Source organism: Wolbachia endosymbiont (group A) of Paraperithous gnathaulax, assembly GCF_964028485.1.
Lineage (GTDB): Bacteria > Pseudomonadota > Alphaproteobacteria > Rickettsiales > Anaplasmataceae > Wolbachia > Wolbachia pipientis.
Genome location: NZ_OZ034784.1, coordinates 820,074 through 844,178, shown reverse-complemented (window position 1 = coordinate 844,178; position 24,105 = coordinate 820,074). Strand labels below are relative to the sequence as shown.

General features: G+C 34.8%; 19 protein-coding genes and 2 tRNA genes. 5 read left to right on the top strand and 16 right to left on the bottom strand.

Annotation, left to right across the window (positions count from 1 at the left end):
• Positions 1-108: 108 nt before the first annotated feature.
• From icd to nth, 3 genes are all read left to right on the top strand, one after another.
• Positions 109-1,527, top strand: a complete 1,419-nt coding sequence (icd, locus tag ABWU74_RS04490) for an isocitrate dehydrogenase (RefSeq protein WP_010082497.1) — start codon at positions 109-111, stop codon at positions 1,525-1,527.
• Positions 1,528-1,609: 82 nt separating this feature from the next.
• Positions 1,610-2,866, top strand: coding sequence for a molecular chaperone DnaJ (locus ABWU74_RS04485; protein WP_265017749.1), 1,257 nt, complete (start codon positions 1,610-1,612; stop codon positions 2,864-2,866).
• A gap of 21 nt (positions 2,867-2,887) precedes the next feature.
• Positions 2,888-3,526 (top strand): endonuclease III, encoded by a 639-nt coding sequence (gene nth / locus ABWU74_RS04480; RefSeq protein ID WP_209472633.1) that lies wholly within the window; start codon positions 2,888-2,890, stop codon positions 3,524-3,526.
• Between the two features lie 117 nt (positions 3,527-3,643).
• Here nth and dapE read toward each other — a convergent pair whose 3' ends face one another.
• A complete protein-coding gene (dapE, locus tag ABWU74_RS04475) occupies positions 3,644-4,840 on the bottom strand; it encodes a succinyl-diaminopimelate desuccinylase (protein ID WP_010082500.1) in 1,197 nt (398 codons plus the stop codon).
• Between the two features lie 42 nt (positions 4,841-4,882).
• Here dapE and ABWU74_RS04470 point away from each other — a divergent pair, with 42 nt between their 5' ends.
• The gene (locus ABWU74_RS04470; RefSeq protein WP_010082501.1) at positions 4,883-6,139 is read left to right on the top strand and encodes an iron-containing alcohol dehydrogenase; all 1,257 of its coding nucleotides are present in this window, start codon (positions 4,883-4,885) and stop codon (positions 6,137-6,139) included.
• A 170-nt stretch (positions 6,140-6,309) separates the two neighbouring features.
• On the opposite strand, the gene ABWU74_RS04465 is transcribed toward ABWU74_RS04470, so the two are convergent.
• From ABWU74_RS04465 to gltX, 8 genes are all read right to left on the bottom strand, one after another.
• A tRNA-Met gene (locus ABWU74_RS04465) sits at positions 6,310-6,382 on the bottom strand.
• A complete protein-coding gene (purB, locus tag ABWU74_RS04460) occupies positions 6,382-7,674 on the bottom strand; it encodes an adenylosuccinate lyase (protein ID WP_010962833.1) in 1,293 nt (430 codons plus the stop codon). The genes ABWU74_RS04465 and purB overlap by 1 nt, the downstream gene beginning before the upstream one ends.
• Entirely contained in the window at positions 7,671-7,868 is a 198-nt protein-coding gene (locus tag ABWU74_RS04455) for a hypothetical protein (protein ID WP_236717745.1), read from the bottom strand. The genes purB and ABWU74_RS04455 overlap by 4 nt, the downstream gene beginning before the upstream one ends.
• Before the next feature lie 42 nt (positions 7,869-7,910).
• Entirely contained in the window at positions 7,911-8,465 is a 555-nt protein-coding gene (gene rplI / locus ABWU74_RS04450) for a 50S ribosomal protein L9 (RefSeq protein WP_006279792.1), read from the bottom strand.
• Between the two features lie 7 nt (positions 8,466-8,472).
• On the bottom strand, positions 8,473-8,748 hold the full coding sequence (gene rpsR / locus ABWU74_RS04445) for a 30S ribosomal protein S18 (protein WP_007548890.1): 276 nt from the start codon (positions 8,746-8,748) through the stop codon (positions 8,473-8,475).
• Positions 8,748-9,521, bottom strand: coding sequence for a 30S ribosomal protein S6 (locus ABWU74_RS04440; protein ID WP_010082465.1), 774 nt, complete (start codon positions 9,519-9,521; stop codon positions 8,748-8,750). The genes rpsR and ABWU74_RS04440 overlap by 1 nt, the downstream gene beginning before the upstream one ends.
• A gap of 48 nt (positions 9,522-9,569) precedes the next feature.
• Complete coding sequence (gene dnaE / locus ABWU74_RS04435) at positions 9,570-12,899, bottom strand: DNA polymerase III subunit alpha (protein ID WP_353289230.1); 3,330 nt, start codon at positions 12,897-12,899, stop codon at positions 9,570-9,572.
• A gap of 676 nt (positions 12,900-13,575) precedes the next feature.
• Positions 13,576-14,898, bottom strand: a complete 1,323-nt coding sequence (gene gltX, locus ABWU74_RS04430) for a glutamate--tRNA ligase (RefSeq protein WP_353289229.1) — start codon at positions 14,896-14,898, stop codon at positions 13,576-13,578.
• 214 nt (positions 14,899-15,112) lie between these two features.
• Here gltX and ligA point away from each other — a divergent pair, with 214 nt between their 5' ends.
• On the top strand, positions 15,113-17,101 hold the full coding sequence (gene ligA, locus ABWU74_RS04425) for an NAD-dependent DNA ligase LigA (RefSeq protein ID WP_209472640.1): 1,989 nt from the start codon (positions 15,113-15,115) through the stop codon (positions 17,099-17,101).
• 38 nt (positions 17,102-17,139) lie between these two features.
• Here the strand turns inward: ligA and dapA are convergent, their stop codons facing one another.
• The 7 genes from dapA to ABWU74_RS04390 all read right to left on the bottom strand — a co-directional run bounded on the left by dapA (position 17,140) and on the right by ABWU74_RS04390 (position 23,722).
• Positions 17,140-18,096, bottom strand: a complete 957-nt coding sequence (gene dapA, locus ABWU74_RS04420; protein WP_209472642.1) for a 4-hydroxy-tetrahydrodipicolinate synthase — start codon at positions 18,094-18,096, stop codon at positions 17,140-17,142.
• Positions 18,097-18,105: 9 nt separating this feature from the next.
• Complete coding sequence (gene ssb, locus ABWU74_RS04415) at positions 18,106-18,588, bottom strand: single-stranded DNA-binding protein (protein WP_010082448.1); 483 nt, start codon at positions 18,586-18,588, stop codon at positions 18,106-18,108.
• A 67-nt stretch (positions 18,589-18,655) separates the two neighbouring features.
• A tRNA-Arg gene (locus tag ABWU74_RS04410) sits at positions 18,656-18,729 on the bottom strand.
• Positions 18,730-18,742: 13 nt separating this feature from the next.
• The gene (locus ABWU74_RS04405) at positions 18,743-19,558 is read right to left on the bottom strand and encodes a hypothetical protein (RefSeq protein ID WP_209473389.1); all 816 of its coding nucleotides are present in this window, start codon (positions 19,556-19,558) and stop codon (positions 18,743-18,745) included.
• Positions 19,559-19,562: 4 nt separating this feature from the next.
• Complete coding sequence (locus ABWU74_RS04400) at positions 19,563-20,171, bottom strand: hypothetical protein (RefSeq protein ID WP_209472644.1); 609 nt, start codon at positions 20,169-20,171, stop codon at positions 19,563-19,565.
• A 4-nt stretch (positions 20,172-20,175) separates the two neighbouring features.
• Positions 20,176-21,615, bottom strand: coding sequence for a hypothetical protein (locus ABWU74_RS04395; RefSeq protein WP_015589193.1), 1,440 nt, complete (start codon positions 21,613-21,615; stop codon positions 20,176-20,178).
• A 361-nt stretch (positions 21,616-21,976) separates the two neighbouring features.
• Positions 21,977-23,722 carry a type I secretion system permease/ATPase gene (locus ABWU74_RS04390; protein ID WP_353289228.1) on the bottom strand — a complete coding sequence of 582 codons (1,746 nt, stop codon included), beginning with the start codon at positions 23,720-23,722 and terminating at the stop codon, positions 21,977-21,979.
• Positions 23,723-24,105 lie beyond the last annotated feature (383 nt).

Sequence of the window (24,105 nt, the reverse complement as noted above, 5' to 3'; positions counted from 1 at the left end):
AAAAATACGTTATTAAATAACCGTAAATATACTAACTTGGGTAATATTAGCTACTTGTGCCACTCTATTATTTAAATTAATATTAAATCATTTATAACTAGGGAAGTTATGTCAACACTAATCACAGTTGCATATGGCGACGGTATCGGACCAGAAATCATGGAAGCGGTGCTGTCGATATTGCGCGAAGCAGAAGCGGAAATCTCAATAGATATTATTGAAATAGGGGAGCGTGTTTACAGTAAAGAATGGTCTCACGGAATTTCTCCAAGTGGTTGGGAATCAATTGAAAGGACAAAAATATTATTAAAATCTCCGACAACAACTCCTCAAGGTAAAGGGCACAAAAGCTTAAACGTTGCACTCAGAAAAAATCTAGGGTTGTATGCAAATATCAGACCATGCATTTCATATCATCCTGTTATAGAAAATAAATTCGATAAGTTTGATATCGTAGTGATACGTGAAAATGAAGAGGACGTTTACACCGGAATAGAGCATAGGCTCACTGGTGACTCTTACCAATGCACTAAAATTATTACTAGATCTGGCTCAGAGAAGATATGCAGGTACGCTTTTGAATATGCAAAAAAACACAACAGAAAAAAAGTAACTTGCCTGACTAAAGATAACATCATGAAAATGACTGACGGAACTTTCCATGCCGCGTTTGATCGCATTGCAAAGGAATACCCAGATATAAAGGCAGAACATTATATAGTTGATATTGGAATGGCGCGTGTTGCAACAGAACCGGAGAATTTTGATGTTATAGTAACCGAGAACTTATATGGCGACATATTATCAGATATAGTCGCACAAACCTCTGGATCTGTGGGGCTTGCCGGAAGTAGCAACATCGGGAATGAATACGCAATGTTTGAAGCAGTGCACGGTTCTGCCCCTGATATTGCAGGAAAAAACATAGCCAATCCTTCTGGTCTTTTAAATGCTGCAGTGCATATGCTAATTTACATAGGTCAAGTGGGTACTGCAAAACTAATCTACGATGCATGGCTCAAGACTTTGGAGGATGGAATACACACTGCCGATTTATATAAGGAGAAAAGAAGTAAACAGAAAGTTGGTACAAAAGAATTTGCAGAAGCTGTTATAGACAATCTAGGAAAAAAACCGAAAACATTATCTGAGCTTATAATTGGCAGTGATCCAAATAGTAAAGTGGATAAAATACAGGATAATTATGAACAGGATTATAAGATTAAAAAACTAGTGGGTAGCGATATAACGCTTGCCTGGAGTAAGCCGGCTGACTTTGACCAAATAGTGAAGTTGTTTGAAACAAGTAATCCGCAGATTATAGCAATATATTCAAAAGGCCTTGCGATTTGGCCAGGAAGTTCAAAGTCTTCAAGTGACCAAATAACCTGCAGGTTCATTGCAAATAATGAAATTACAAATAGTGATGTGAATAACTTGCTAATCAAATTTGAGGAACATAATTTTGATGTGGTGAGAATGGATAAGTTGTATTTGTATGATGGGAAAGAGGGTTTCTTCTCTTAGTGGTTGCTTGATATTTTTATGCTTGTGTGAAACATTAAATATATTATACTAATAGTATCGTGTATTTATGTGAGGTGTAGTAATGAGTCAACATTTTAAGTTAACTGGTCAGGAGTTTTATGATAATAATGATCTGTTTAACGTACTAGAGATAAAAGCTGAACAAATTGTAGGTAAGGATTATCAAGCTCTTAGCAAGTTTCTGAAAAAACAATATAATAAATTGATACTTGTAAACCATCCTGACAAAGGTGGAGACAAAAATAGATTTGATCAGATTTATAAAGCTTATCAAGAGCTAAAAAAGTACATTGAACCTTTAGAGTCAGGAAATCCTTGTGTTAAAGTCAGTGTTGGTGCTGAAAGTAATGGACGTTTAACAGCACGTGAATTTCATTATAGAAAGAAGCTGTTCGATACACTAGGGATTGGTGAAGAAGCTATAGGTAAAGATTTTGATGAATTGACTTCTATATTAAAAAAGAATGATAGTGCGTTTGAAGAGGATGTGGAATACTGTTTTTCAGGAGATATTTATGGCAGTTTTTTTAGGCCGTCAGACCCTGGCGAGCTTAATAAACGCTTATCAAAACCTAGTATACGGCTATTTCTTTATATTTCTCCTCTAAAGGAAAAAAAGAACCTAGTAGATGAGGATAAAAAAGAATTAGCGTTAAGATTTATAGAACGTAAAAATGCCTTACTATTTATTCGGACTCTTAGTGTTCTACCCTTAGGCCTGTTAACTACAGTTACTATAGGTTGCTATTTTTCATGGTGGATCATAGCATTTAACATCGCTATTAGTAGAGCCTTTGGTTTATTAGTGAATTATTATATGGAAAAGTATAAAAATTCAGAAATTTCCACTGATGAATTCATAAGTAAAATGAACTATATCGCGCTAGGCAGTAAGCTTCTTATCAACTATCCTTTAGCTGCTTTTTCTGTTTATCTACTTACAACAAATTTCATTGCTAATAGATTAACTGTTGGTGGAACCATACTTGGTTCACTATTGTTATTGGCAGTATTAATTGAAATGTTAGCTCCTGTTTTCTCAAAAGGCTGTGAAATATATGCTGAAAAGCACACAAAAGATTTACTAGAAGAGGATCCAAGAGATAGGGTACAAAAGGAAACTGACCTGTTAGGATGGTATGATCCACGAAAACTGTTAATGCCAATTGTTATGCCTCTTATTAAAAAGTGTTTTGCGGAAGTGGCAAGCGAATTTGCTGAGAGGAATTTTGATGAGGTAAAAACTGATATGTCTGATGTTAATGCTGAAGGACTATCTAAGCCTAAAGGAATTGAATTTGCACAGCAACCAGTGTAGTATAAGCTTTTAGCTCTATGCATGGACTCAAAAAAAGTAGAACTGATATTTGAAAAATTCAAGCAATCAAATCCTGCACCAAAAATAGAGCTGAATTATACCAATGATTTTACGTTATTAGTTGCGATAGTTCTATCAGCGCGAACAACTGATATAAGCGTTAATAAAATTACAAAGGAGCTATTTAGTATCACTGATACGCCAGAAAAAATGCTGAGTTTTGGGCAGAGTGAGCTAAGAAAATGCATAAGCAGTATTGGTTTATATAATTCCAAAGCAAAAAACATAATCGGGCTCAGCAAAATATTGATTGAGAGGTACAATAGCAAAGTGCCTACTGATTTCGATGATTTGGTGTCTTTGCCGGGAGTGGGAAGAAAGAGCGCTAATGTGTTCTTAAATTCGGGGCTTGGCATTCCAACATTGGCAGTTGATACTCACGTTTTTAGAGTGAGCAATAGAATCGGGCTTGTGAAAGAAAAAGATGTGTTTAAAACAGAACAATCTCTTTTAAATGTGGTTCCCAAAAAATACCTGCTTTATGCTCATCATTGGCTAGTTTTGCATGGTAGATATGTTTGCAAAGCACAGAAACCTTCGTGTGAAACGTGCATAATTCATGATTTATGTGAATTTGAGTGCAAAAGGTATAAAGTCTAGTATTTCTTTTTTTGTCATCCAAGTAGCTATAGAAACGAAAAAACTTACTTGACACATTTTGCTGGAATGATACAAGTTATTATTCAAACAACAGTTATGCAAGAGATCTGATTACATCTAAGCTAACAATGGACCACTAGATATATTACTAACTACGTTGACCTGATTCAATATTTTATTAGTGGGATTGAAATAATTTTCTATAAATTCCTTATATATAGCTGTTAACTTGTGTATATCGTTTACTGATACGCATTCGTTTATCTGATGTGCAGTTTTGTTGATTATACCAAATTCAATCACTGGACAAACATCTTTGATAAACGCAGCGTCAGATGTGCCACCACTTGTGCTAAGTATAGCATCAATGTTGGTAACCTTACTTATTGCATCAAGCATAATATCAGTATTTCTATCGGGAGTAGAGAGGAAAACGTCCCTGCTGCTATGCATAGAAAGTTTATAATCGTTAGTTACACTGGAGCATATTTCATCAATCAGCTTATATAAGCCACCCGGTGTTTGTTCATTGTTATATCGAATGTTAAAACGTGTAGTTGCTGAGCCAGGTATTAGATTGCTAGTATTATTTCCAACATCGATAGTAGTAACTTCGCAATGTGAAGGCTGAAAATATTTATTACCATGATCAAAAGTAGTATTTTTTACCTTACTCAATATCGATATTACCTTATATATTGGATTGTCTGCTAGGTCTGGGTAGGCAACGTGCCCTTGTTTTCCATGGCAAATTAATTCAAATGTTACAGAACCTCTTCTGCCTATTTTTATGGTATCACCTAATTTCTCACTACTGGTTGGTTCGCCAACCACACAAAAATCTATCTTTTTCTGCTTATTTTTCATCCATTCCAAAACTGCCTTTGTTCCATATTCTTCCATGCTTTCTTCAGCACTGGTAATCAATGCACTTATTGAACCATTGAACTGAAACTTCTCTGCAATCAAATTTACCATAGCAGCAATAAATGCAGCTACTCCGCTTTTCATATCAGCGGCCCCTCTTCCATATAGCATTCCATCCCTCACTTCTGGTTTAAATGGACCAAATGCCCAATCTTTTAACTGACCCGGTGGTACAACATCAACGTGCCCAGCAAAGCACAAATTTGGTACTCCATTTATATATTTCGCATAAAGATTTTTAACTTTATCACCAAATTCTAAAATCTCACAATCAAAGCCGCTCTTCTTGAAGATTGTTGCTATATACTCTATTGCCCCGCTGTCTTCTGGTGTTATACTCTCAAAAGAGATCAATTTCCTAGTTAGCTCTACAGGGTCAATTTTCATGTCAATCTTAAAATACTTATACTGCTATATTGTAAACACTCTATGCACTATTTAAAACAAATATTACATCAAACCGAACAAACTTTTCTAAGGGAAGTAATAACAGATTACCACCTTGCTGATGATATCTATGAAATATGCACACAACACGGAAATGACATCTTTCTAGTTGCAGATGAAAATACAGCAAAACTTTTAAACAAAAACGTATTTAATAAAATTTCTCATTTAATTATTCCAACCCCACCTGCCATTCCAGTGTCACGCGCTGGGATGACATCAAGTAGAGAAATGACACCAAGCAGAGCTGCCTCTCTTGAAACCGTAAATCTAGTGAGAAACAAAGTAAAAGACAGTGACTTAATAGTTGCATTTGGTAGCGGCACCGTTAACGATATCTGCAAATATGCAAGCTACCTCGAGAAAAAAGATTATATATCCTTTCCAACAGCCGCTTCTATGAATGGATATACATCCGCAAATGCTTCAATATTAGTAAATGGATATAAAAAATCGTTCAAAGCACATCTTCCAAGAGCAATATATATAGATATAGACATACTTGCCAATGCGCCACTGCGCCTCACATTAAGCGGATTTGCAGATTTCATTTGTCGTTCAACAGTTCAGGCTGACTGGCTACTATCTCATTTGTTGCTTAGCACAGAATACAATGAATTACCTTTTACACTTGTTCACGATTTGGAGCAAATTTTGCTAAGAGAATATACGGCGCTTACTAAAAGAAGTGGAAAAGAGGTCCTATTACTTATGGAAGTTCTACTAATTTCAGGACTTGGAATGGTGATGTCAAAAGGCAGCTATTCTGCAAGCCAAGGAGAGCATATGATAGCTCACGCAATGGAAATGGTAACAAAAGATTATTCCTCACTACATGGTGAAAAAATTGCTGTCACAACGATTACTATGGCTAATTTACAGGAAAAGATATTATCAATACAAAACCCGATTATCAAACCGACCACTTTAGATGTAAAACATATAACTCAGTACTTTGATAATATCGAATTTGTAAGAACTTTTGAACAGAAGCAAATTATGCAGCAAAAAATCCAAGAGATTATTTGTAAAGAATGGCATAATATTTCCAGTTTAATTAAGCAAAATTTACTACCTGCAAAACACCTGCAAAAAATATTTGAAGATCTATCAATTCCACACTTACCAGAGCACCTCAGTTGGAATAAAGAACAATATTGTAAAGTGGTCGATCTTGCGTTTACAACAAGAGATAGATTCACCTTTCTTGACTTAGCTAACTGCATAGAAGAAAGTTAAGTTTTGTAGTGAAATTCTGTCATTTAAAGAGATCATAGGCCAAAAGCTAAACCCTTTTCACAATCTCTTATCCATTGTCTCCTCACCTGAGTGGATATACAACTCATTCCAAGTAACTGACACTGGGTTTCACCAATAGCACTGCTTTGCTAAACATAGTTTAGTTCGAGTGGCTGAGGAGGGACTTGAACCCCCGACCAAGAGATTATGATCCTCCTGCTCTACCAACTGAGCTACTCAGCCTAATTAAAAACCTTATTATACACACGATCTATATGTTTCGTATAATACTTCAAATCAAACAAAGATTCAAGTTTTTCCGAGTTAATAACCTTAAGTAAGGGTTTATCTTGTTTCAATTCGGCCAGAAAATCACTGTTGTTTTGTTTCACTTTCATTGCATTGCTCTGAACAATTTTATACGCCTCTTCCCTCGCCAAACCACTATTTACTAACTCAAGCAATACACGCTGTGAGAAAACTAAACCTTTTGAAGAATTTAAGTTCTTTTCAATGTTTTCCTTATTGATCACCAATTTATCTATCAAATCTGTTAATCGCACTAAAGCAAAATCCATTGTTATACAAGCATCAGGAGCAATGCATCTTTCCACAGACGAGTGTGATATATCACGTTCGTGCCACAATGCAACATTTTCTAACGCAGGAAAAACATAACTGCGTATTAAACGTGAGAGTCCAGTCAGATTTTCACTTAAAATAGGATTACATTTGTGTGGCATAGCAGAGCTTCCCTTCTGCCCAGTGGAAAAATGCTCAGAAATTTCGCCGATTTCAGTTCTTTGCAAATGACGAATTTCAACAGCAACATTTTCTATTGAACTTGCAATTACTCCCAAAACTGAAAAGAACATGGCATGTCTATCACGAGGAATGATTTGAGATGATATGGTTTCAGGTATGAGTCCCATTTCTTTCGCTACATATTCTTCAACAAACGGATCAACATTTGCAAAATTGCCTACTGCACCTGATATTTTACAAATTGAGATCTCTTTTTGCGCGCTAATTAATCTCTGATAATTGCGTTTAAATTCAGCATAAAATCTGGCAAATTTTATTCCAAGAGTTGTTGGTTCTGCATGCATTCCGTGACTGCGTCCAACACAAACAATATCTTTATAGTCCTCAGCTTTTTTTTTCAATGCTGCAAGTAAATTTTTTAGATTCTCGAGCAAAATATCACAGGACTCTTTCAGTTGCACCGCAAGGCATGTATCCAAAACATCAGAACTTGTCATTCCATAATGAAGATAACGAACATCAACTCCCGCTTTTTTAGCAATATATGTCAGAAAAGCTATAACATCATGTTTTACAATGGATTCAATTTCGTTGATACATTCAACATCAAATTCAATAGCACCAGAGAGGTTCTCAGCAATATTATTCGGAATCACTCCTAACTTTGCTTGAGCTTCACACGCTAATTTTTCTATTTTAAGCCATATATTAAATTTATTATTTTCCTCCCAAATGGAAGACATTTCTTTTCTGCTATAGCGGGGAATCATTTTTGATTTATTCCAATAATGGTGTCATTCCAGTGCGTGACACTGGAATCCAGATATAAAAGTATTTGCAAATTATTCAATGGACAACGGATTCTAGAAGCATAAAATAATGTCCATGATGAAATAAACTGGATCCCAGTGTCACGCACTGGGATGACATGAGGGAAGCACTGGGATGACACCAGCTTAGCCATGGCAGACATTTCTTTATGACTATAACAAGGGATCATCTTTGATCAGCTATCATCACCATCAGTAGCTTCTTTATTCGCATCTTGCTCTGCCTCTTGTTGCTCAGACTTCTGATTTTGCAATTTTACTTGCCTTAGCTCATTTGCATCTGTTTCGGATTTCACGACGTATATAGTAATTGGTACTACTACTTCACTATGTAATTCTACGTTTACTTGGTATTCACCCAAGTTTTTGATGCTTACTCCACCAAAAGATAAACTACGGTGATCTATCACATGTCCTTCTTGTAGTAAAATTTTCGCAATTTCACGTGTTGTTACAGAACCAAAAATTTTACCATCCTCTGAAGCTTGCTTTATTAATACCACAAACTTATCATGTAGTGACAACGCAAGCTCTTTTGCTACATTTAATCTTTTTATATTCTCTTCTTCCAGTAATAAACGTTGCTCCTCTAGCTTTGTTAAATTTTCCTTGGTAGCTTTCACCGCTTTTCTTTGTGGAAAAAGAAAATTACGTGCATAACCTGGTTTAACTTTGACAACTTCACCAAGCTTACCTAAAGTCCTTATATTTTCCTTTAAAATTATCAACATAAATTACCTAAACTTTTTTAGTACAGTAAGGAATAAGAGCTAAAAAACGTGCCCTTATGATCGCTAAGCGTAACTTCCTTTGTTTTTTTGCACATACGCCTGTTAATCTTCTAGGTAATATCCTACCATAGTCAGAGGTAAACTTGGATAATAAATCTATATTCTTATAATCTATGTCTTCATCTTTAGACGCAGCAAGAGGGCAAACTTTAGAACGCCTAAAGCCAGTCCTATTATTTACAGATACGTAAGAATTATTAAAACTATTTCGTCTTTTCATCATTATGCGCTTTGCTCCTCAATTTGTTTATTCATCATATGAGATTTACCTTCAAAAATTTTATCAACCTGCACAGGAAAGTGGCGAATAACGTTCTCATTAAGTTTCATTCTACGCATAAATTCATCCAGAATGCTTGCAGTAGAACTTATGCACATTATACAATAATGACCGCTCTTCATTTTATTTTTGTGATATGCAAAATCCAAAAGACCCCAATGTTCATACTTGATTAATCCTGATGCTTCAATGTTTTTCAAAAGCATTTCCAACGCTTTGCTCGATTGAGTTGGACCGTTTATTCTAAAATCTTTCAAAATATCTTGAAAAATCTTTATTAGATGTTCTGAAATATTTCTCTTCAAAGCATTTACTGCGTTATGGATAAACGCACTTTTAGTACTGCCTCCTAGAAATTTTGTAAAGTCTTGCGTTATTCCTAAATCTTTTAGGTCATCTTTCAACTCTTTATCGATTTTTGACTTCACTTCTTTCAAATTTGAAAGATCTTCTTCTAATTCAACCCATAAAATTTTTGTAAGATCTTCCAAGAAATCAGAGTAAGCAACTAGACTTTCTTTAATGTCCTCAGCACGCACTTCTAACTCTTGTTTTGTAAGCTTGTCATTTCCTTTTTTCAGAATATCCCTGATTTGCTGGAACATAATATCTGCTTTAATATTTTTCAATGAAACAGCTAGCTCTTGGACCATCTCCTCTACTTCTTGCTGTAACAATCCTTGTTGTGCTATAAAAGTAAATTCATAAAGATTCACTATATCTTCCTTTAATACCGATTAAATATTTCATTATATAAAGCTTTTTTATATAAGCAAGTTATTTGTATTAATTTCTACGCCTTTAATCCAGCTTAAATTAGATATTTCATAAATTACTTGAGGAGCAATTGAGTATGCACCTGGTAATAAGATGCTCACTTTATGTTTTTCGAGAAGAAGTTTTAGCATTATTTTGGTTCTGCCTTCATCTTTCAATATTGTGTTTAATTCCATAGCGGCTTTTTGCGAATCCGTGCACTCAGTGGTGAGAACTAATTCTTTTATTGTAGAAGTGACTCTTTTTGTAAACTCAGATATATCCTTGCCTGCTAATCTTGTTGTATTTTCCGAAGCTTCAAGATCAATTATCACAAATGTTCCTGGTGAAAATAAATCTCTTTTTTCTTCTATTATTTCATTATTATAGAATGCTATTTCAGAAACGTTATGGGGATCAGAAAGTGTGAGGATAACAAACCTTCCACGCTCTGAAGTTCTCATACGTGCATTTAATATTACCCCAGCAGTTTTTGCTGTTCTATTTTCTCCGATAAACCCAATATTTAACTTTTCCAGAAGAGTTCTAAATTTTTCAAGCGGATGATTAGTTAAATAAAATCCTAGTGAAAATAACTCATGTTCTAATTTTTCCTCTTCATCAAAATCTTCCACATTCTCAAGTTTCGGTTTGAGGACATCAAGACTACCAAACAAAGCAGCTTGACTTGATTCTCTATCCTGTTTGTTTTTATTTGCAAAGTAAATCAGCGTGTCCATTGACTCATATAGCTGCTTTCTGTTCTTATGCACGCTATCGAATGCTCCGGATTTAATCAGGCTTTCTAGCGCTCTCTTATTTATTATATGACCTGAATTTTGAATGAATTCCCATATGTCCTTACAAGCGCTTGAACGTACGTTCACTATTCCTTCCGCTATAGAAAAACCAACATTCCTCAAGGCAGCAATACCATAACGTATGCGTTCATCCTCTATTGAGAATTCAGCTTGAGACTTGTTTATATCAGGTGAAAGAACGGTAACGCCACTAAACTTTGCTGCATGATAAAATAAATTCAGTTTATCTCTATCATCAATATTCAGATTCATTAGTGCTGTAAAAAATTCTAATGGATAATTAGCTTTAAGGTAAGCCGTTTGATAAGATATCACCGCATATGCTGCAGCATGAGATTTATTGAACCCATAACCAGCAAATTTTGCAACAAGGTCAAAGATATAACTTGCCCTGTCGTAATCAACGCCATTCTTCGTTGCCCCTTGGATGAAAAGTTCACGTTGTTTATCCATCTCTTCCTTGATTTTCTTACCCATAGCACGTCTCAGCAAATCTGCTTCCGCTAAGCTATACCCGGAAAGAATACGGGCTATTTCCATCACTTGTTCTTGGTAAATTATTACCCCAAATGTCTCTTTTAATACTTCCTCAAGTAACGGATGAATATAATCTGGCTTTTCAAGTCCATGTTTTCTTGCAACATAAGTTGGAATGTTATCCATAGGTCCTGGACGATAAAGGGAAATTAAAGCGATAATATCTTCAATGCAGTCCGGTTTTAGTTTAATTAAAGCTTCTCTCATTCCCGAACTTTCAAGCTGAAACACTCCAATTGAATCACCGCTTGAGAGTATCTCATAGGTTTTTTGATCATTCAAAGAAACTGAAGAAATATCAATCTTTTTTCCATCACGATTAATTAAACGACATACATGATCTATTAGCGTTAGCGTACCAAGTCCAAGAAAATCAAATTTTATTAGCCCAGCTTTCTCCACATATTTCATGCTGTATTGAGTGATTGGCAAAGCTGAATTTGGATCATAATACACAGGAACAAAATTTTCCAACTTTTGATCACATATTACAATTCCAGCAGCATGGGTTGAAACGTGACGATATATTCCTTCAAGCTTAAGAGATATATCAAGAAGCTTTGCAATTACCTCATCACTATCTCGTTCTTTCTGCAGGTTTTGATCAAACTCTATCGCTTGTGATAAAGTTACAGGATTTACTGGATTAAATGGAACCATTTTAGATATTTTATCCACTTGAGAGTAAGGCATTTGCAATACTCTACCAACATCACGCAATACTGCCCTTGCTTGCAATTTTCCAAAAGTGATTATTTGAGCAACATAACCGTACTTTTTCTGAACATAATCAATAACCAGGTCCCTTTTCTCTTGGCAGAAATCGATATCAAAGTCAGGCATCGATACACGATCAGGATTCAAAAATCTTTCAAATATTAGGCCAAACTTTATTGGATCAAGGTCTGTAATCTGCAAGCCCCAAGCAACAATTGATCCAGCACCAGAGCCTCTTCCTGGACCAACTGGAATGCCATTTGCTTTGCTCCAACGAATGAAATCAGAAACTATCAAAAAGTAGCCAGCGTAGTTCATCGAAGTTATCACACTCAGTTCGTAATTCAGCCGATCGTAGTATTGTTTAAGGTCTATGTCTGTCTCATTCGCAATACGGAATTCTAATCCTGCAACTGCCTGCTCCCTCAGTTCTTCATTCTCAGTTTTATTTTCTCGACAAGGAAATTTAGGCAAAATAGGCTGCCTGCTTCTTGGCATGTAAGAGCACCGCTTAGCTATCACTAAAGTGTTATGAATTGCTTCGGGAATGTCGCTGAACAGCTCCTCCATTTCTGCCACAGACTTGAAGTAATGCTCGGTAGTTAACTTCTTTCTGTTATTCTCCAGGGCATAACTCCCCTCCGATATACACGTTAATATATCATAAGCCTCATAGTCAGACCTATTTGGAAAAAACACATCGTTCGTTGCAACTAGTGGTATATTGCGCTGATAAGCAAAGTCTATCAAAGCTTCTTCAAGCTCTAGCTCTTTATTCAACCCATGACGCTGCAATTCAACATATAAATGACCATTGAATGCTGAAAGCAGTTTTTCAACCGTTTCTTTATCTTGCCTCAACAATAGTTGAGCCAAACATCCACCGGTTAAAGCGATCAGACCCGTACTTAAATTCAATAGCTCATCAAAATCAACGTAAGGAATATCGCTGTTATTCTTGCGCTTTCTAAAAGACTCACTCACCAAAGTGACTAAATTAGTGTACCCTTGCTCATTTTTTGCAAGCAATAATATAGGTAAATTTTGTTCTGAATGTTTAACTATAATATTGCATCCTATTATTAGCTGTATTCCCCTACTTGCCGCATATTCTGCAAATTCAAGTGAGCCAAACAAGTTACCTGAATCAGTAATTGCAACCGCTGGCATTTTATTTCGCAAACAAAGGCCGATCAGCTCCTCAATTTTAACCGAGCTTTCAAGCAGCGAATAAACACTATGAACACGCAAGTGTATGAACATAAAAAACTTTAGATCAACAAAAAGGATAACATTAATTTACTCATGAGAACATAATTTTCATAAGAACAAAAGCCTATAAAATTCTAAAATTAAAATACAAAAACTTACTTGACACCCTTCGCCAGCCCCCTTATCATGAAACTGAAGCTATTGTATTTGCTTTCGCCAATCTGCAGATTAAAAGGTAAGGATTACTTAATGTATCGGCGTCTTATGTTCAATTTTTTGCAGTATATAGATACTGTATGTCTTTACAAAACTTCATCTACATCTAGATTTTTATCTAAATAAGCTGAACGCGCTTATAAAGCGTTACAAGACATCAAAAAATGCCAATACTCGACAGAGATAGTAAAAGACTAGCTAACTCGGGGATTCTTTGTCTTTTTTTCTGCTTAGTAAATTTCTTAAACGTTTGCAGCGTAAGTTAGTTGCAATTAAAAGCAGCTAAATTGCAGTGTTTAAGACTTAAAAAACGCCAATATTTTAAAGCGGATAATAACCCCAGGGTTTCTTTTGCCTTTTTTTTCATTTGGTAAATTTCTTAAATATTTGTGGCTAAACGACAACCGTCATCCCGCTACTTGTTAGCGGGATCTCTTGTTAGCGGCTAAGGGATACCGCGAATGAATCGCGGTATGACGTAGGGATTGCATTAGCTATAATTCTTTAGTTTTCACTTTTCTTTTAACCTTGCAATGATATTTTCTTTGCCGATAAAAATTAATAGTTTAGCGAGCTCTGGTCCTGTTTCTGTTCCTGTTAAAGCTGAACGCAACTGCGTAAATAGGTTTTTTGCCTTTATATCCACTGTTTGTCGAATAGTTTTGACCCATTCTGACAACGTGTTTTCATTACAATCACCTTGGGGCAATGCATTGAACACAATTTTTATAAGCTCCTTATCAAGAATCACAGGCTCTATATCGGATTTGCATATTTTCCACCACTTGGCCACCTCAGAAAACCTTTCTATATTGTTCTTTATAAAATACCAAAACTCTGAGGAGTCCACTCCAATTTGATTTAAACGTTCTTGTATAATTTCAAATGGCATTTGTTGCAGCACTTTGCTATTTAGCTTGTATGCTTCACTCAAGCTAAATTGCTTACATGCTGAGCTAAATTTTTTAATGTCAAATGAATCAATCAAAGATTGCATACAGGCGCAAGCTTCAATTGGATTGGATGTTCCAAGCTTCACTAAATAACTAACTAGTGCCATCGGTTCAATTTCATCTTCTTTTATAGATTTAATGTCCAGCACGCCGGTTCGCTTGGATATCTTGCTATCATCAAAATGTAGCAGAGAAAGGTGAGCAAATGTAGGGATTTTCGCTTTTAATGCTTTAATCATTTGGAGCTGAACTGCGGTATTAGTTACATGATCTTCCCCGCGTACAACATGGGTTACATTAAAGTCAACATCATCAATAACAGAAGGTAACATGTATGTGTAAATTCCATCTTCTCTTTTTACCACAGGGTCACTTATGCTACTGGTTGCAATATTTATTTCACCTTTAACTTCATCATTCCATTTAACAACCTCATTTCTATTCAACTTAAATCTAAAATGTGGTCTTCTTCCTTCTTGCTCATAACTAATTTTCTCTTGCTCAGTTAGAAGTAACGCGCTTCTGTCATATACAGGGGGAAGTCCTTGTTTTAACTGCAATTTTCGTTTAATGTCTAACTCTTCTCTTGTTTCATAGCATGCATAAATATGCCCTTCTTTTATTAACTGCAAAAACACCTCATTGTAACGCTCAAAGCGCTCTGATTGCTTGAAACTTGCATCCCAATTGATACCAATCCATTTCAAATCTTGTATGATATCATTTATATATTTGACATCTGAACGCTGAAGGTCAGTATCATCAAAACGGAGTAAAAATTTTCCATTTTGATTGCGTGTGTACATCCAACAAACCAAGGCAGTTCGTACGTTTCCTACGTGGAGGTAGCCAGTTGGGCTTGGAGCGAATCTTGTTAGCATTTAAACAGCAATATTGTTTACTCTAATTTATTTTAATTTTATATAAATATATGGCTAAAGCAAGTGAGATCTGCTAATACAATTGAGCGAGAGAAGAATAAGTATGGCTATAGCATTGTGGCACCTTTGATATTTGATGGATTAAGACCATATGATAAATTCAAGAAAATTCACAGCTTGACGACAAAGGCTAATGTAGCATTATATTGGTATCATGACTAACTTAGAAAAGATGAGAGAAAAACTGCAAGATCAAATAAATTATCATAATGTTTTGTATCACCAAAAAAATAAGCCAGAAATAAGTGATGCTGAATATGATGAACTGAAGAAAAAGTTAGCTGAAATAGAGCCAGAAATTTATGCAACACAAGATAGTGTTGGTGCTCCACCTGATGAGAGGTTTTCTAAGGTGGAACATCAAGAACCTATGCTTTCCCTTGAGAATGCTTATGATGAACAAGGTGTAGAGAAATTTTTGTCTAAAATAAAGAGGTTTTTAATTGAGGACAAAATAGAGATATTATGTGAACCAAAAATTGATGGGTTGTCGTTTTCTGCAATTTATGAGGATGGAAGATTTGTTAAAGCTGCAACTCGAGGTGATGGTTTTGTAGGGGAAGATGTCACTCACAATGTTGCAACAATAAAAGGCTTTCCTAAGTTTTTGCAAGGTGTGCAAGGAAGACTAGAAGTAAGAGGTGAAATATACATCAGTAACAGCGACTTTTTAAAGTTAAATGAAAACGATGAATTTGCCAATCCTCGAAATGCAGCCGCTGGTTCTCTAAAGCAATTGGATGCAAACATTACAGCAAGCAGACCTCTTAGATATTTTGCTTATTCTTTGATTGGTGGAGCAGAGAAAAGTCAAAGTGAGGTACTAAATAAGCTTGAGGCACTTGGTTTTTGCGTAAATGAGCATCAGTCCTTAACGAGTAGTTTAGATGGAATGCTGAAGTTCTATAATGAAGTCTATAACTGTCGCTATAACTTGGATTATGATATTGATGGAATAGTCTATAAAGTAAATGATTTGGTACTACAAAATCGTCTAGGGAATACTCACAAAGCACCGCGCTCAGCACTTGCATACAAGTTTTCTGCGGTTTATGCAAAAACAAAGTTAAACAAGATATTTATACAGGTGGGCAGAACAGGGGTTTTAACTCCAGTTGCAGATTTAGTGCCAGTCAATGTTGGTGGGGTGCTAGTTAGTAGAGCAAGTCTGCATAACCAAGATGAGATAAAACGTAAAGACATAAGAGAGGGAGATATTGTAACAATCAAAAGGGCAGGGGATGTAATTCCCCAGATCGTTGAAGTAAGCAGAGATTCTCGTCTTCCAAATACACCTGAATTTGTGTTTCCTGAAGTATGCCCTGAATGTGGTAGTAAAGTACGTCAGGTTGAGGGAGAGGCTGCAGTAAGATGTCCTGAGGAATTTGCCTGTAAAGCTCAAATAATAGAAAAACTAAAGCATTTTGTATCGAAAGATGCATTTGACATTGTTGGCCTTGGTGATAAGCAGATAGAGTTTTTTTACGACCTTGGTCTGATAAAACAAATTCCCGATATTTTTACTTTAGAAGAAAGATTGGATGAATTTAATCTGGAAGAACAGTCTGGTTGGGGCAAGAAATCAATAGCTCATTTATTAAATGCTATACAAAGCAGAAGGGTAATAACTCTAGATAGGTTTATATTTTCTTTAGGTATTAGATTTATTGGCCAAGTTGCAGCAGAATTGCTTGCAGATTATTATGTTTCTTATTATAATTGGTATAATTCGATGATTGAACTGTCATCAGATAATACTGAGCTAGTAGGTATAGACGGCATAGGAAAAAAAGTAGCTGAATCTTTGGAATCATTTTTTTCTAAGGAACATAACATCAAAATGTTAAATGATCTTACTGCTTGTCTTCAAATTCTTCCTGTGAGCTCCAACTCTAGTAACTCTGTTTTAAATAATAAAATTATAGTGTTTACTGGTAAGCTACTTGCTATGAGTAGAGGAGAGGCAAAAGTAAGAGCCAAAACTCTAGGAGCAAAGGTCAGCTCACATCTTTCTGCTAAAACTGACTACCTAATTGCAGGAGAAAAACCAGGATCCAAATATAAAAAGGCAGTGGAATTAGGTGTAGAAATTTTAGATGAAGACCAGTGGCATAAAGTGATAAGTTTGGGAGTGTTCAAATGAAACTTGGATTGTATATTAAATCAAAGTTGCAAGACTATTTAGAGAGTAGCCAATTCTTTCCATCCAAGAATCATTTTATTGACTTGCCTCAATTTTTCAACAGAAGGCAAGTCTTCTGTGCTGAGCGGTAGGCGGACAGTTTGATGTTCTATGAGCCCAATATCATGCAAAAGTGCTTTAGTGGGTATTGGGTTGCTGGCAATAAATAGGGCTTTGCAGGCTTGTTGCCAGATATCTGTTGAACTTTTCATGTCATTTTCTGTCATTTGAACAGGTTTCCTTCTGGATTCCAGCGTCACGCGCTGGAATGACAGTGAAGAAAGTTCGTCGTTCAGACACTGCTTAACGTATTCATGTGCTACGCGCGGCCAAACATTGGCAGCAACGGAAACCAGGCCAGCCGCACCATAAGCGGCCATATCGGATATCATATTATCATCTCCACAAAAGACCTCAATATTTGGTGCAACTTTCTTATACTGAGCTAAAGTATCAACAGTGCCACTTGAATCTTTGATAGCCCAAAATTTTTCGTGGCTGGATAAGTTGCGTACAGTTTCAGCGTGAAGATTTATTCCTGCTCTTGATGGAATATTGTAAAACATAACCGGCACATGTGCTTTCTCAAGCAGCTTTTCAAACCATAAAGTCTGCCCCATAATTCCGGGCTTTGCATAAATGGGAGTTGTCATTAGATAGCCATGAATAGGCATACCCTTGCAAAAATCAAGCCATTCAAGAGTCTGATATAGATTCACTCCTGGTACGCCAATTATAATTTTTGTATTTAATTTTAGCTCACATACAAATTCAACTAACTCGCGTTTTTCAGAATCAGTAAGCGATAGGCCTTCACCTGTGCTACCCAGCAACACTACGCCATTTTCAGCTTTAACTTGCATTGTCAGTAAACGCTGCAAACTGCTATAATCTATACTATCTCCATTGCAATTAAAAGGAGTAACACAAGCAGTCCATAAAAATGTAGATTTCAATTTAAATTGTTAAAATGGTATTTCATCGTCGAGTAGTTCATCTTTTATATCGTTGTCAAAACTTTCGTGTTTATCTTTTTGTTCTGTTTCACCTTGTTTGTATTCACTTGGCTTGTAATCAGAATTTGGCGCACTATTTCGTGAATCCAAGAGAGTAAGAGCGCTATTAAAATTATATAGAACCACCTCTGTTGTGTATCTTTCACCACCGTTTTGGTCAGTCCATTTTCTAGTTCTCAAAGAACCTTCAACATAAACTTTACTGCCTTTACGTGCAAAATCTTTGACGATTTTTACTAATCCTTCACTAAAAATTACGATATTATGCCACTCTGTCTTTTCAGAGCGCATACCGGAAAGTTTGTCAGTCCAACTTTCAGACGTGGCTATTGAAAAACTTGCCATTTCTTTTCCATTTTGTGTAGTCCTAATTTCAGGATCTTTTCCTAAATTACCAACTAGTATGACTTTGTTTATGGTACCACCAGACATAATTATGCTCTAAATAAATCCTTTTATTATCTTATGTGAAAATACTATTGTCAAATTTAATTAAAAGTGCGCTTGGAGGGATTCGAACCCACGGCCTTTGCCTCCGGAGGGCAACGCTCTATCCAACTGAGCTACAAGCGCATATATATTTAAGTTATTTAATAGATAAGCCATCCAAGTCAAATTTTTGTTTTGGATAAAGCGTAAACATAATACTCCCATATCCAAAATATACATTTTGAGAATCATTCGCATGCTTTTTTATTGCTTTTTGATCTACGGTCCATACAAAAGTTACATAATTTTCAGTGACTGAGTGCACTTTTAAATCCTTAGTATTTATAAACAGTTTTCCATTTACCCATATTTTCCATGTATCGGGAGAAAGATATAAAATTGAGTCTAAACTCACTACCTTACCGTTGAAATTATCTGATACCTCCTCTTTTGCAGCTCTTGAAGATTGTAAATTGAACTTTTCCATTTCATTGACCATTCTATTAACTGGCTCTTCATCAAAAAAAATGCTTTTTACGTTACTATATTGTGACAAAACGTCAAAGTCACTTTCCACTGCTTCTCTTATTATATCGTCCCGATCTGTATAGCTTAGTTTTTGATTGTTGATAAAGAAACACTCTTTTGCACGCAAATTTGCTATATCAATAAAATCGTCGATTTCTTGATTGCCAACTTTAAGAATACTTTCAAAATATCTTTTTTCTATCATCATTCCATACTGAGAATGATGACAAACCATTTCATCATTACCTTGTTTTTCTATATATACGCATAAATTTCCACTATTTAATCCTAATATTTTATGCTCAATAAAATCTTCATTGCCAATATATTGTCGGCAAGAATACTCCTTACAAATTTCTATGCTTTCTATGATATCTTCACAACTGCAATATGCATTAACATTGGAAATGAGTAGCGTAAAAATAAAAAACAGCTTTATGTTCATCACCTTATCTACTTAATATAGTATACCAATCAAAGACTATATTAGCTCTCACTATCTCTATCATATTACCATTCAAAATCTGATTCATAGTTGCAGCATCAATATTTCTCTGCTTATTTAAAATAAGAGATTTGATCATAACATAACCGGGCAGATTTGGAATAGACTGTAGAAATAAAAAAATATGCTTATCGCTGATTGAGCTTAAATTTAGGACCACTTCACTTTTTATTACTTTTGTGCGTTCACTTTTGTTGTGGAGCTCAACTTCTTCGGGTATAGAAATTGATATTTCAGGTTCTAATATATAGTACTTTTTATATAACTTGCTAAGCTCGAAATTTAAATTTGCAATGTATCTGCTACTATGTAAATTTGAAGAAGAAATTTTTTTCCATAAATCTAGGTTTTTATTTAGAACAACTTCCTTTTTTTGAATTCCAGTAATCTGTAAATTAATAGAACGTATTTTATTAATCGCAATTTGGTTTTTATTATAAATCTTTTCGTTATAGATAACAACATATGTTAATAACCCTATTAATCCAACAGATAATAACAAATACGATATAAACTGAATTGTAGCTTTTCTTTTTAATTGAGAGATAGTCATTAATCTACATTGCCTCTCCTATTTCAACATCAATAGATAGATTTTGCTCTTTAGCAGCAGGTAAGCTAGAAATATTAATGTCATAGGTACGAAAATTATCGTTTAAATTTTTTCGTAGTTTCTCGTATTGATGAGAAATATTTTTACCGGATTGAAAATTAAACTTTAAAGTTGTGGTAATATAACTTTTTGCCTCATTATAATTCCATTCAAATGATCGAAGCTCTATACCTGGTATTTTTAACTTTTCTACATACTTAACTTGTGTAAGAGGAGAGTATTCTATTTTTGATAAAATATTATTGATATTAATAAAATCATAAATTTCATCTATTTTTTTTACATTATAGCTTTGGCTAAGTTTTGTTAATTGGTTATTTAAGGTGTTCTGCTTTGCTGATAAATTATCAGCGACATTGAAATTTGAATACAAATTTAGCAAACAAAGGGTGTTTGTTATAACTAAAACCAGGGCGAAGTATAGAAAAATTCGAGGAGAGTTTAAATAAAGGTAATTGAATAGATAAAATTCTTTAGTTTCCTTTGTATTAAAAATAGCTGCTAATTTATTCTTAAAGCTATGAAACAAAATTATGGTATCGCAAAAGTTATCTTTTTCACTTATAGCTAGTTCTGCTCCTAATAGTTTGCCTAACTCATATGGAGTTAATATGTTCACACTGTTCTCTGAAAAATTTATGACTGATAAACTAGCTTTGATATCTTCTGACACTATGATACAAAGGTCGATAGGGTTATTTTTTTCAAACCCAAACTTAGTTAAGGATCGAATAGTATCTTGCACTTCCTGATATATTCCACCAGCGATAATTCCTGGTAAATTATCATTAGTAAATGATGTTAAGCGCGTAAATACCATTTTATTCTCTTTAAGAACCACTTGTCTATAGCCTCCCGTTTTAGTTGCAGCAACTATAATTTTCCAATTATTAGGATCTTTATGTAGAATCTTTTTTGTTATATTACTTATTTCTATAGGAAACATTAATATTCCCTTAAAGTTGGAGCCTATCTCAATAAACACATTCAACCAATATTCTACTAAATGCTTTGCTTTTGATGAAACAAGAAGATAGCACCAGTTTTGATTGAATTTGTTTGGCTTCTCAACCAAAAAAACTGAACTTATGTCATTATTACGAGAAAAATGCTCCATCTTTGTTTTTGCTGATAGATAGGCACTAATCTTGTTTGCCCTTGTAATAAACTGTAGCGAGTAATTTTGATCTGCATGATTAAGCACCAGGTATAAAGGTGCTTTTTTATCTGACGAAAGACATGAAATTAAATCGGAAACTGCTTTATCGTTTTTGCCCTTAACAAAATACCTTTTATTTAAAGTATTATTTTTAAAATATAGTAACATTATGCCTTCTTCTCCAATAGAAAGCATAAACTTACTTTTGGATTTTGAACTAAACATATTAACAAAGCATATACTTATCTAGAATTAAAAAGGCAATTTATTGAAATTCATTAAACGTTAGAGGGAAATATTGTTATAAATTTTCGCAGCAACATTATTTATATTATAATTTTTTTATAAAATTACCACTAATATTAAGTTATTTAGATAACAAATTAAGAAAATTCATTAAGACGAATTTGTTGTTTTTCAAATTGTAGGTAAACCTAAGCCACTTTAGCTATATCTGCCGATTGACTTTAATTAATAAGAGTTATTAATCTATTTACTATTCTTGTAATATTATTTCTAATGGTAAAGAAATATATATTTTTCTGGAACAGTTGTTATTTCAGATACAGAATTTATTGTAAGTAAACTAACCATTTGCTGAAGAGCGCTCATCTTCTGTGGTACTTGATGATGGAGCAACTAATTTGCTCAAAATCTCATCTTTTGGTCCCATAGCGTAAATGACACCATCTGACATGAGGATCACCTTATCAACTACGGACAATAACGGTAGCTTGTGAGTGATGATAACAGTAGTAGTATTTTGTTTTCTTGCAATGCCAATTGCATTAATTAAGCATGCCTCTCCATTGCTATCTAAGTTAGCGTTTGGTTCATCAAGTACTAAAAGTTTTGTGTGACCATAAAAAGCTCTGGCAAGTCCAAGAAGCTGTTTTTGGCCGCCAGAGAGCGTTACTCCTCCAGGACCTCCTATTGTTGTATCATATCCATTTGGTAAGCTTAGTATTAGTTCATGTATTCCTGCAATTTTTGCTGCTTTGATTATTTCTTCAGGATTTGGATCTGGCCTCATGCGAGCAATATTAGCTTTGACACTAGTGTTAAATAACTCAATATCCTGAGGTAAGTAGCCAACATAATTACCAAAATTTTCTCGATTCCAAGTATATACATCAGCGCCATCTAGTCTGACTACACCAGATATTGGCTTCCATACACCAACAGTTAATTTTGCGATAGTGGATTTACCAGAAGCACTTGCACCAATAACACCAACTACATCTCCAGGATCTATAATGAATGATATTCCTTTTACTGTCGGCTTATTGCTTCCATAAGGAGTAAAAAATACTCTATCAAATTCCAATTTTCCTTCAGGTTCTGGTAGAGCCATCGTTTGCTCTCTTTTTGGCGATGTTAATATAAGTCTTTGTAGCCTTCCATATGACATTCTAGCCTGATTTAAAAACTTCCAAGTATGAACCGCAGCGTCAAATGGTGCTAATACTCTACCCATTAAAATTGAAGCAGCGATGATGCTACCGGCAGTCTTATGAGCTGTGATTGCAAGTAATGCACCTGTTCCAATTACTGATATTTGCAGAGTTGAGCGCAAAAATTTAGTGATTCCAGTAATTACATTAGAGCGATTTTGTGCTTTAATTTGCATTGCTCGGTTCTGATCATTTCGTTTACACCAATCAGAGACTATGAATTCTGACATGCCCATAGCTTCAACCACTTCTGCATTTCTTGTTGCAACATCTATAGCATTGATATTCCGTATAGTTTCTTCGTTGGTTTCTTGTAATATTCGTTTAGTGGCAAGTTCATTCCATATTGCCATAGAGACTAATATAATAATTCCAGTAATAGCTATAAACCCCGTGGAGGTATGTATCATGAAAATCACAACAAGGTAAATTAACGACCATGGAGTATCAAACAGTGAGAATATACCATTTCCTGTAATGAAATTTTTTATCACTCCGAGATCTCGTATTGCTTCACCACTTGAAGTTGAGCTCTGCACTGACGTTAGCCTGATTGACCTTACTATCAGATCTGGTGTTGCAGTTTTATCGATCCAATCACCTATTTTTGCCATGGCTAAATATCGACAAGTTTCAAGCATTGCAGAACATGCAAATGCAGATAAAGTGATAATTGTCAGCATAGTTAGTGTTGATACACTTTCGCTCGATATCATCCGATCAAGCACTTGAGAGGTATAAAGTGGTAGGAATAACATTAATAAATTGATTCCCGCACTAAACCAAAAGATAAACCAAAATGCACTTTTGCATTTTTCTAGGCAAACATATAGAGTACTTTGCTTCAATTCTTTTTTTATTGATGGCGTAATTTCCACAATCTTCCTCTTAATTTGATTACATGCACCATATACAATTTTTATTACAAAAATATTAATAACGGTAGTTAGCTTACTTTAAGTGAGTAAAATATTAATATATGTGAATAGGAAATATAAACAATGGTAAAAAGAAGTATAGTTAATATTTCCTTCATTGCCTATAGCGAAGCTACGTCATACCGCGATTCATTCCATAGCTGTACGAACATTCATTTTTGAAGGTAAACTGCACAGCAAATGGTGTCATGAAAGTAGCTGACACTGGGATGGCTTTGTTGCATCGCTACTTATGAAAGGCTAACTATAATTAGGATTATAAGCAACTTATTGAAAATCTTGTTTTTTTGCAATCAATCTGATCAAATTTAAGAATAGTAATT

What these genes read in the sequence shown, in the direction of transcription:
- icd (WP_010082497.1), top strand. Translation starts at nt 109, where the DNA reads ATGTCAACACTAATCACAGTTGCATATGGCGACGGTATCGGACCAGAA.
- ABWU74_RS04485 (WP_265017749.1), top strand. Translation starts at nt 1,610, where the DNA reads ATGAGTCAACATTTTAAGTTAACTGGTCAGGAGTTTTATGATAATAAT.
- nth (WP_209472633.1), top strand. Translation starts at nt 2,888, where the DNA reads ATGGACTCAAAAAAAGTAGAACTGATATTTGAAAAATTCAAGCAATCA.
- dapE (WP_010082500.1), bottom strand. Translation starts at nt 4,840, where the DNA reads ATGAAAATTGACCCTGTAGAGCTAACTAGGAAATTGATCTCTTTTGAG.
- ABWU74_RS04470 (WP_010082501.1), top strand. Translation starts at nt 4,883, where the DNA reads ATGCACTATTTAAAACAAATATTACATCAAACCGAACAAACTTTTCTA.
- purB (WP_010962833.1), bottom strand. Translation starts at nt 7,674, where the DNA reads ATGATTCCCCGCTATAGCAGAAAAGAAATGTCTTCCATTTGGGAGGAA.
- ABWU74_RS04455 (WP_236717745.1), bottom strand. Translation starts at nt 7,868, where the DNA reads ATGGCTAAGCTGGTGTCATCCCAGTGCTTCCCTCATGTCATCCCAGTG.
- rplI (WP_006279792.1), bottom strand. Translation starts at nt 8,465, where the DNA reads ATGTTGATAATTTTAAAGGAAAATATAAGGACTTTAGGTAAGCTTGGT.
- rpsR (WP_007548890.1), bottom strand. Translation starts at nt 8,748, where the DNA reads ATGATGAAAAGACGAAATAGTTTTAATAATTCTTACGTATCTGTAAAT.
- dnaE (WP_353289230.1), bottom strand. Translation starts at nt 12,899, where the DNA reads ATGTTCATACACTTGCGTGTTCATAGTGTTTATTCGCTGCTTGAAAGC.
- gltX (WP_353289229.1), bottom strand. Translation starts at nt 14,898, where the DNA reads ATGCTAACAAGATTCGCTCCAAGCCCAACTGGCTACCTCCACGTAGGA.
- ligA (WP_209472640.1), top strand. Translation starts at nt 15,113, where the DNA reads ATGACTAACTTAGAAAAGATGAGAGAAAAACTGCAAGATCAAATAAAT.
- ssb (WP_010082448.1), bottom strand. Translation starts at nt 18,588, where the DNA reads ATGTCTGGTGGTACCATAAACAAAGTCATACTAGTTGGTAATTTAGGA.
- ABWU74_RS04405 (WP_209473389.1), bottom strand. Translation starts at nt 19,558, where the DNA reads ATGAACATAAAGCTGTTTTTTATTTTTACGCTACTCATTTCCAATGTT.
- ABWU74_RS04400 (WP_209472644.1), bottom strand. Translation starts at nt 20,171, where the DNA reads ATGACTATCTCTCAATTAAAAAGAAAAGCTACAATTCAGTTTATATCG.
- ABWU74_RS04395 (WP_015589193.1), bottom strand. Translation starts at nt 21,615, where the DNA reads ATGTTTAGTTCAAAATCCAAAAGTAAGTTTATGCTTTCTATTGGAGAA.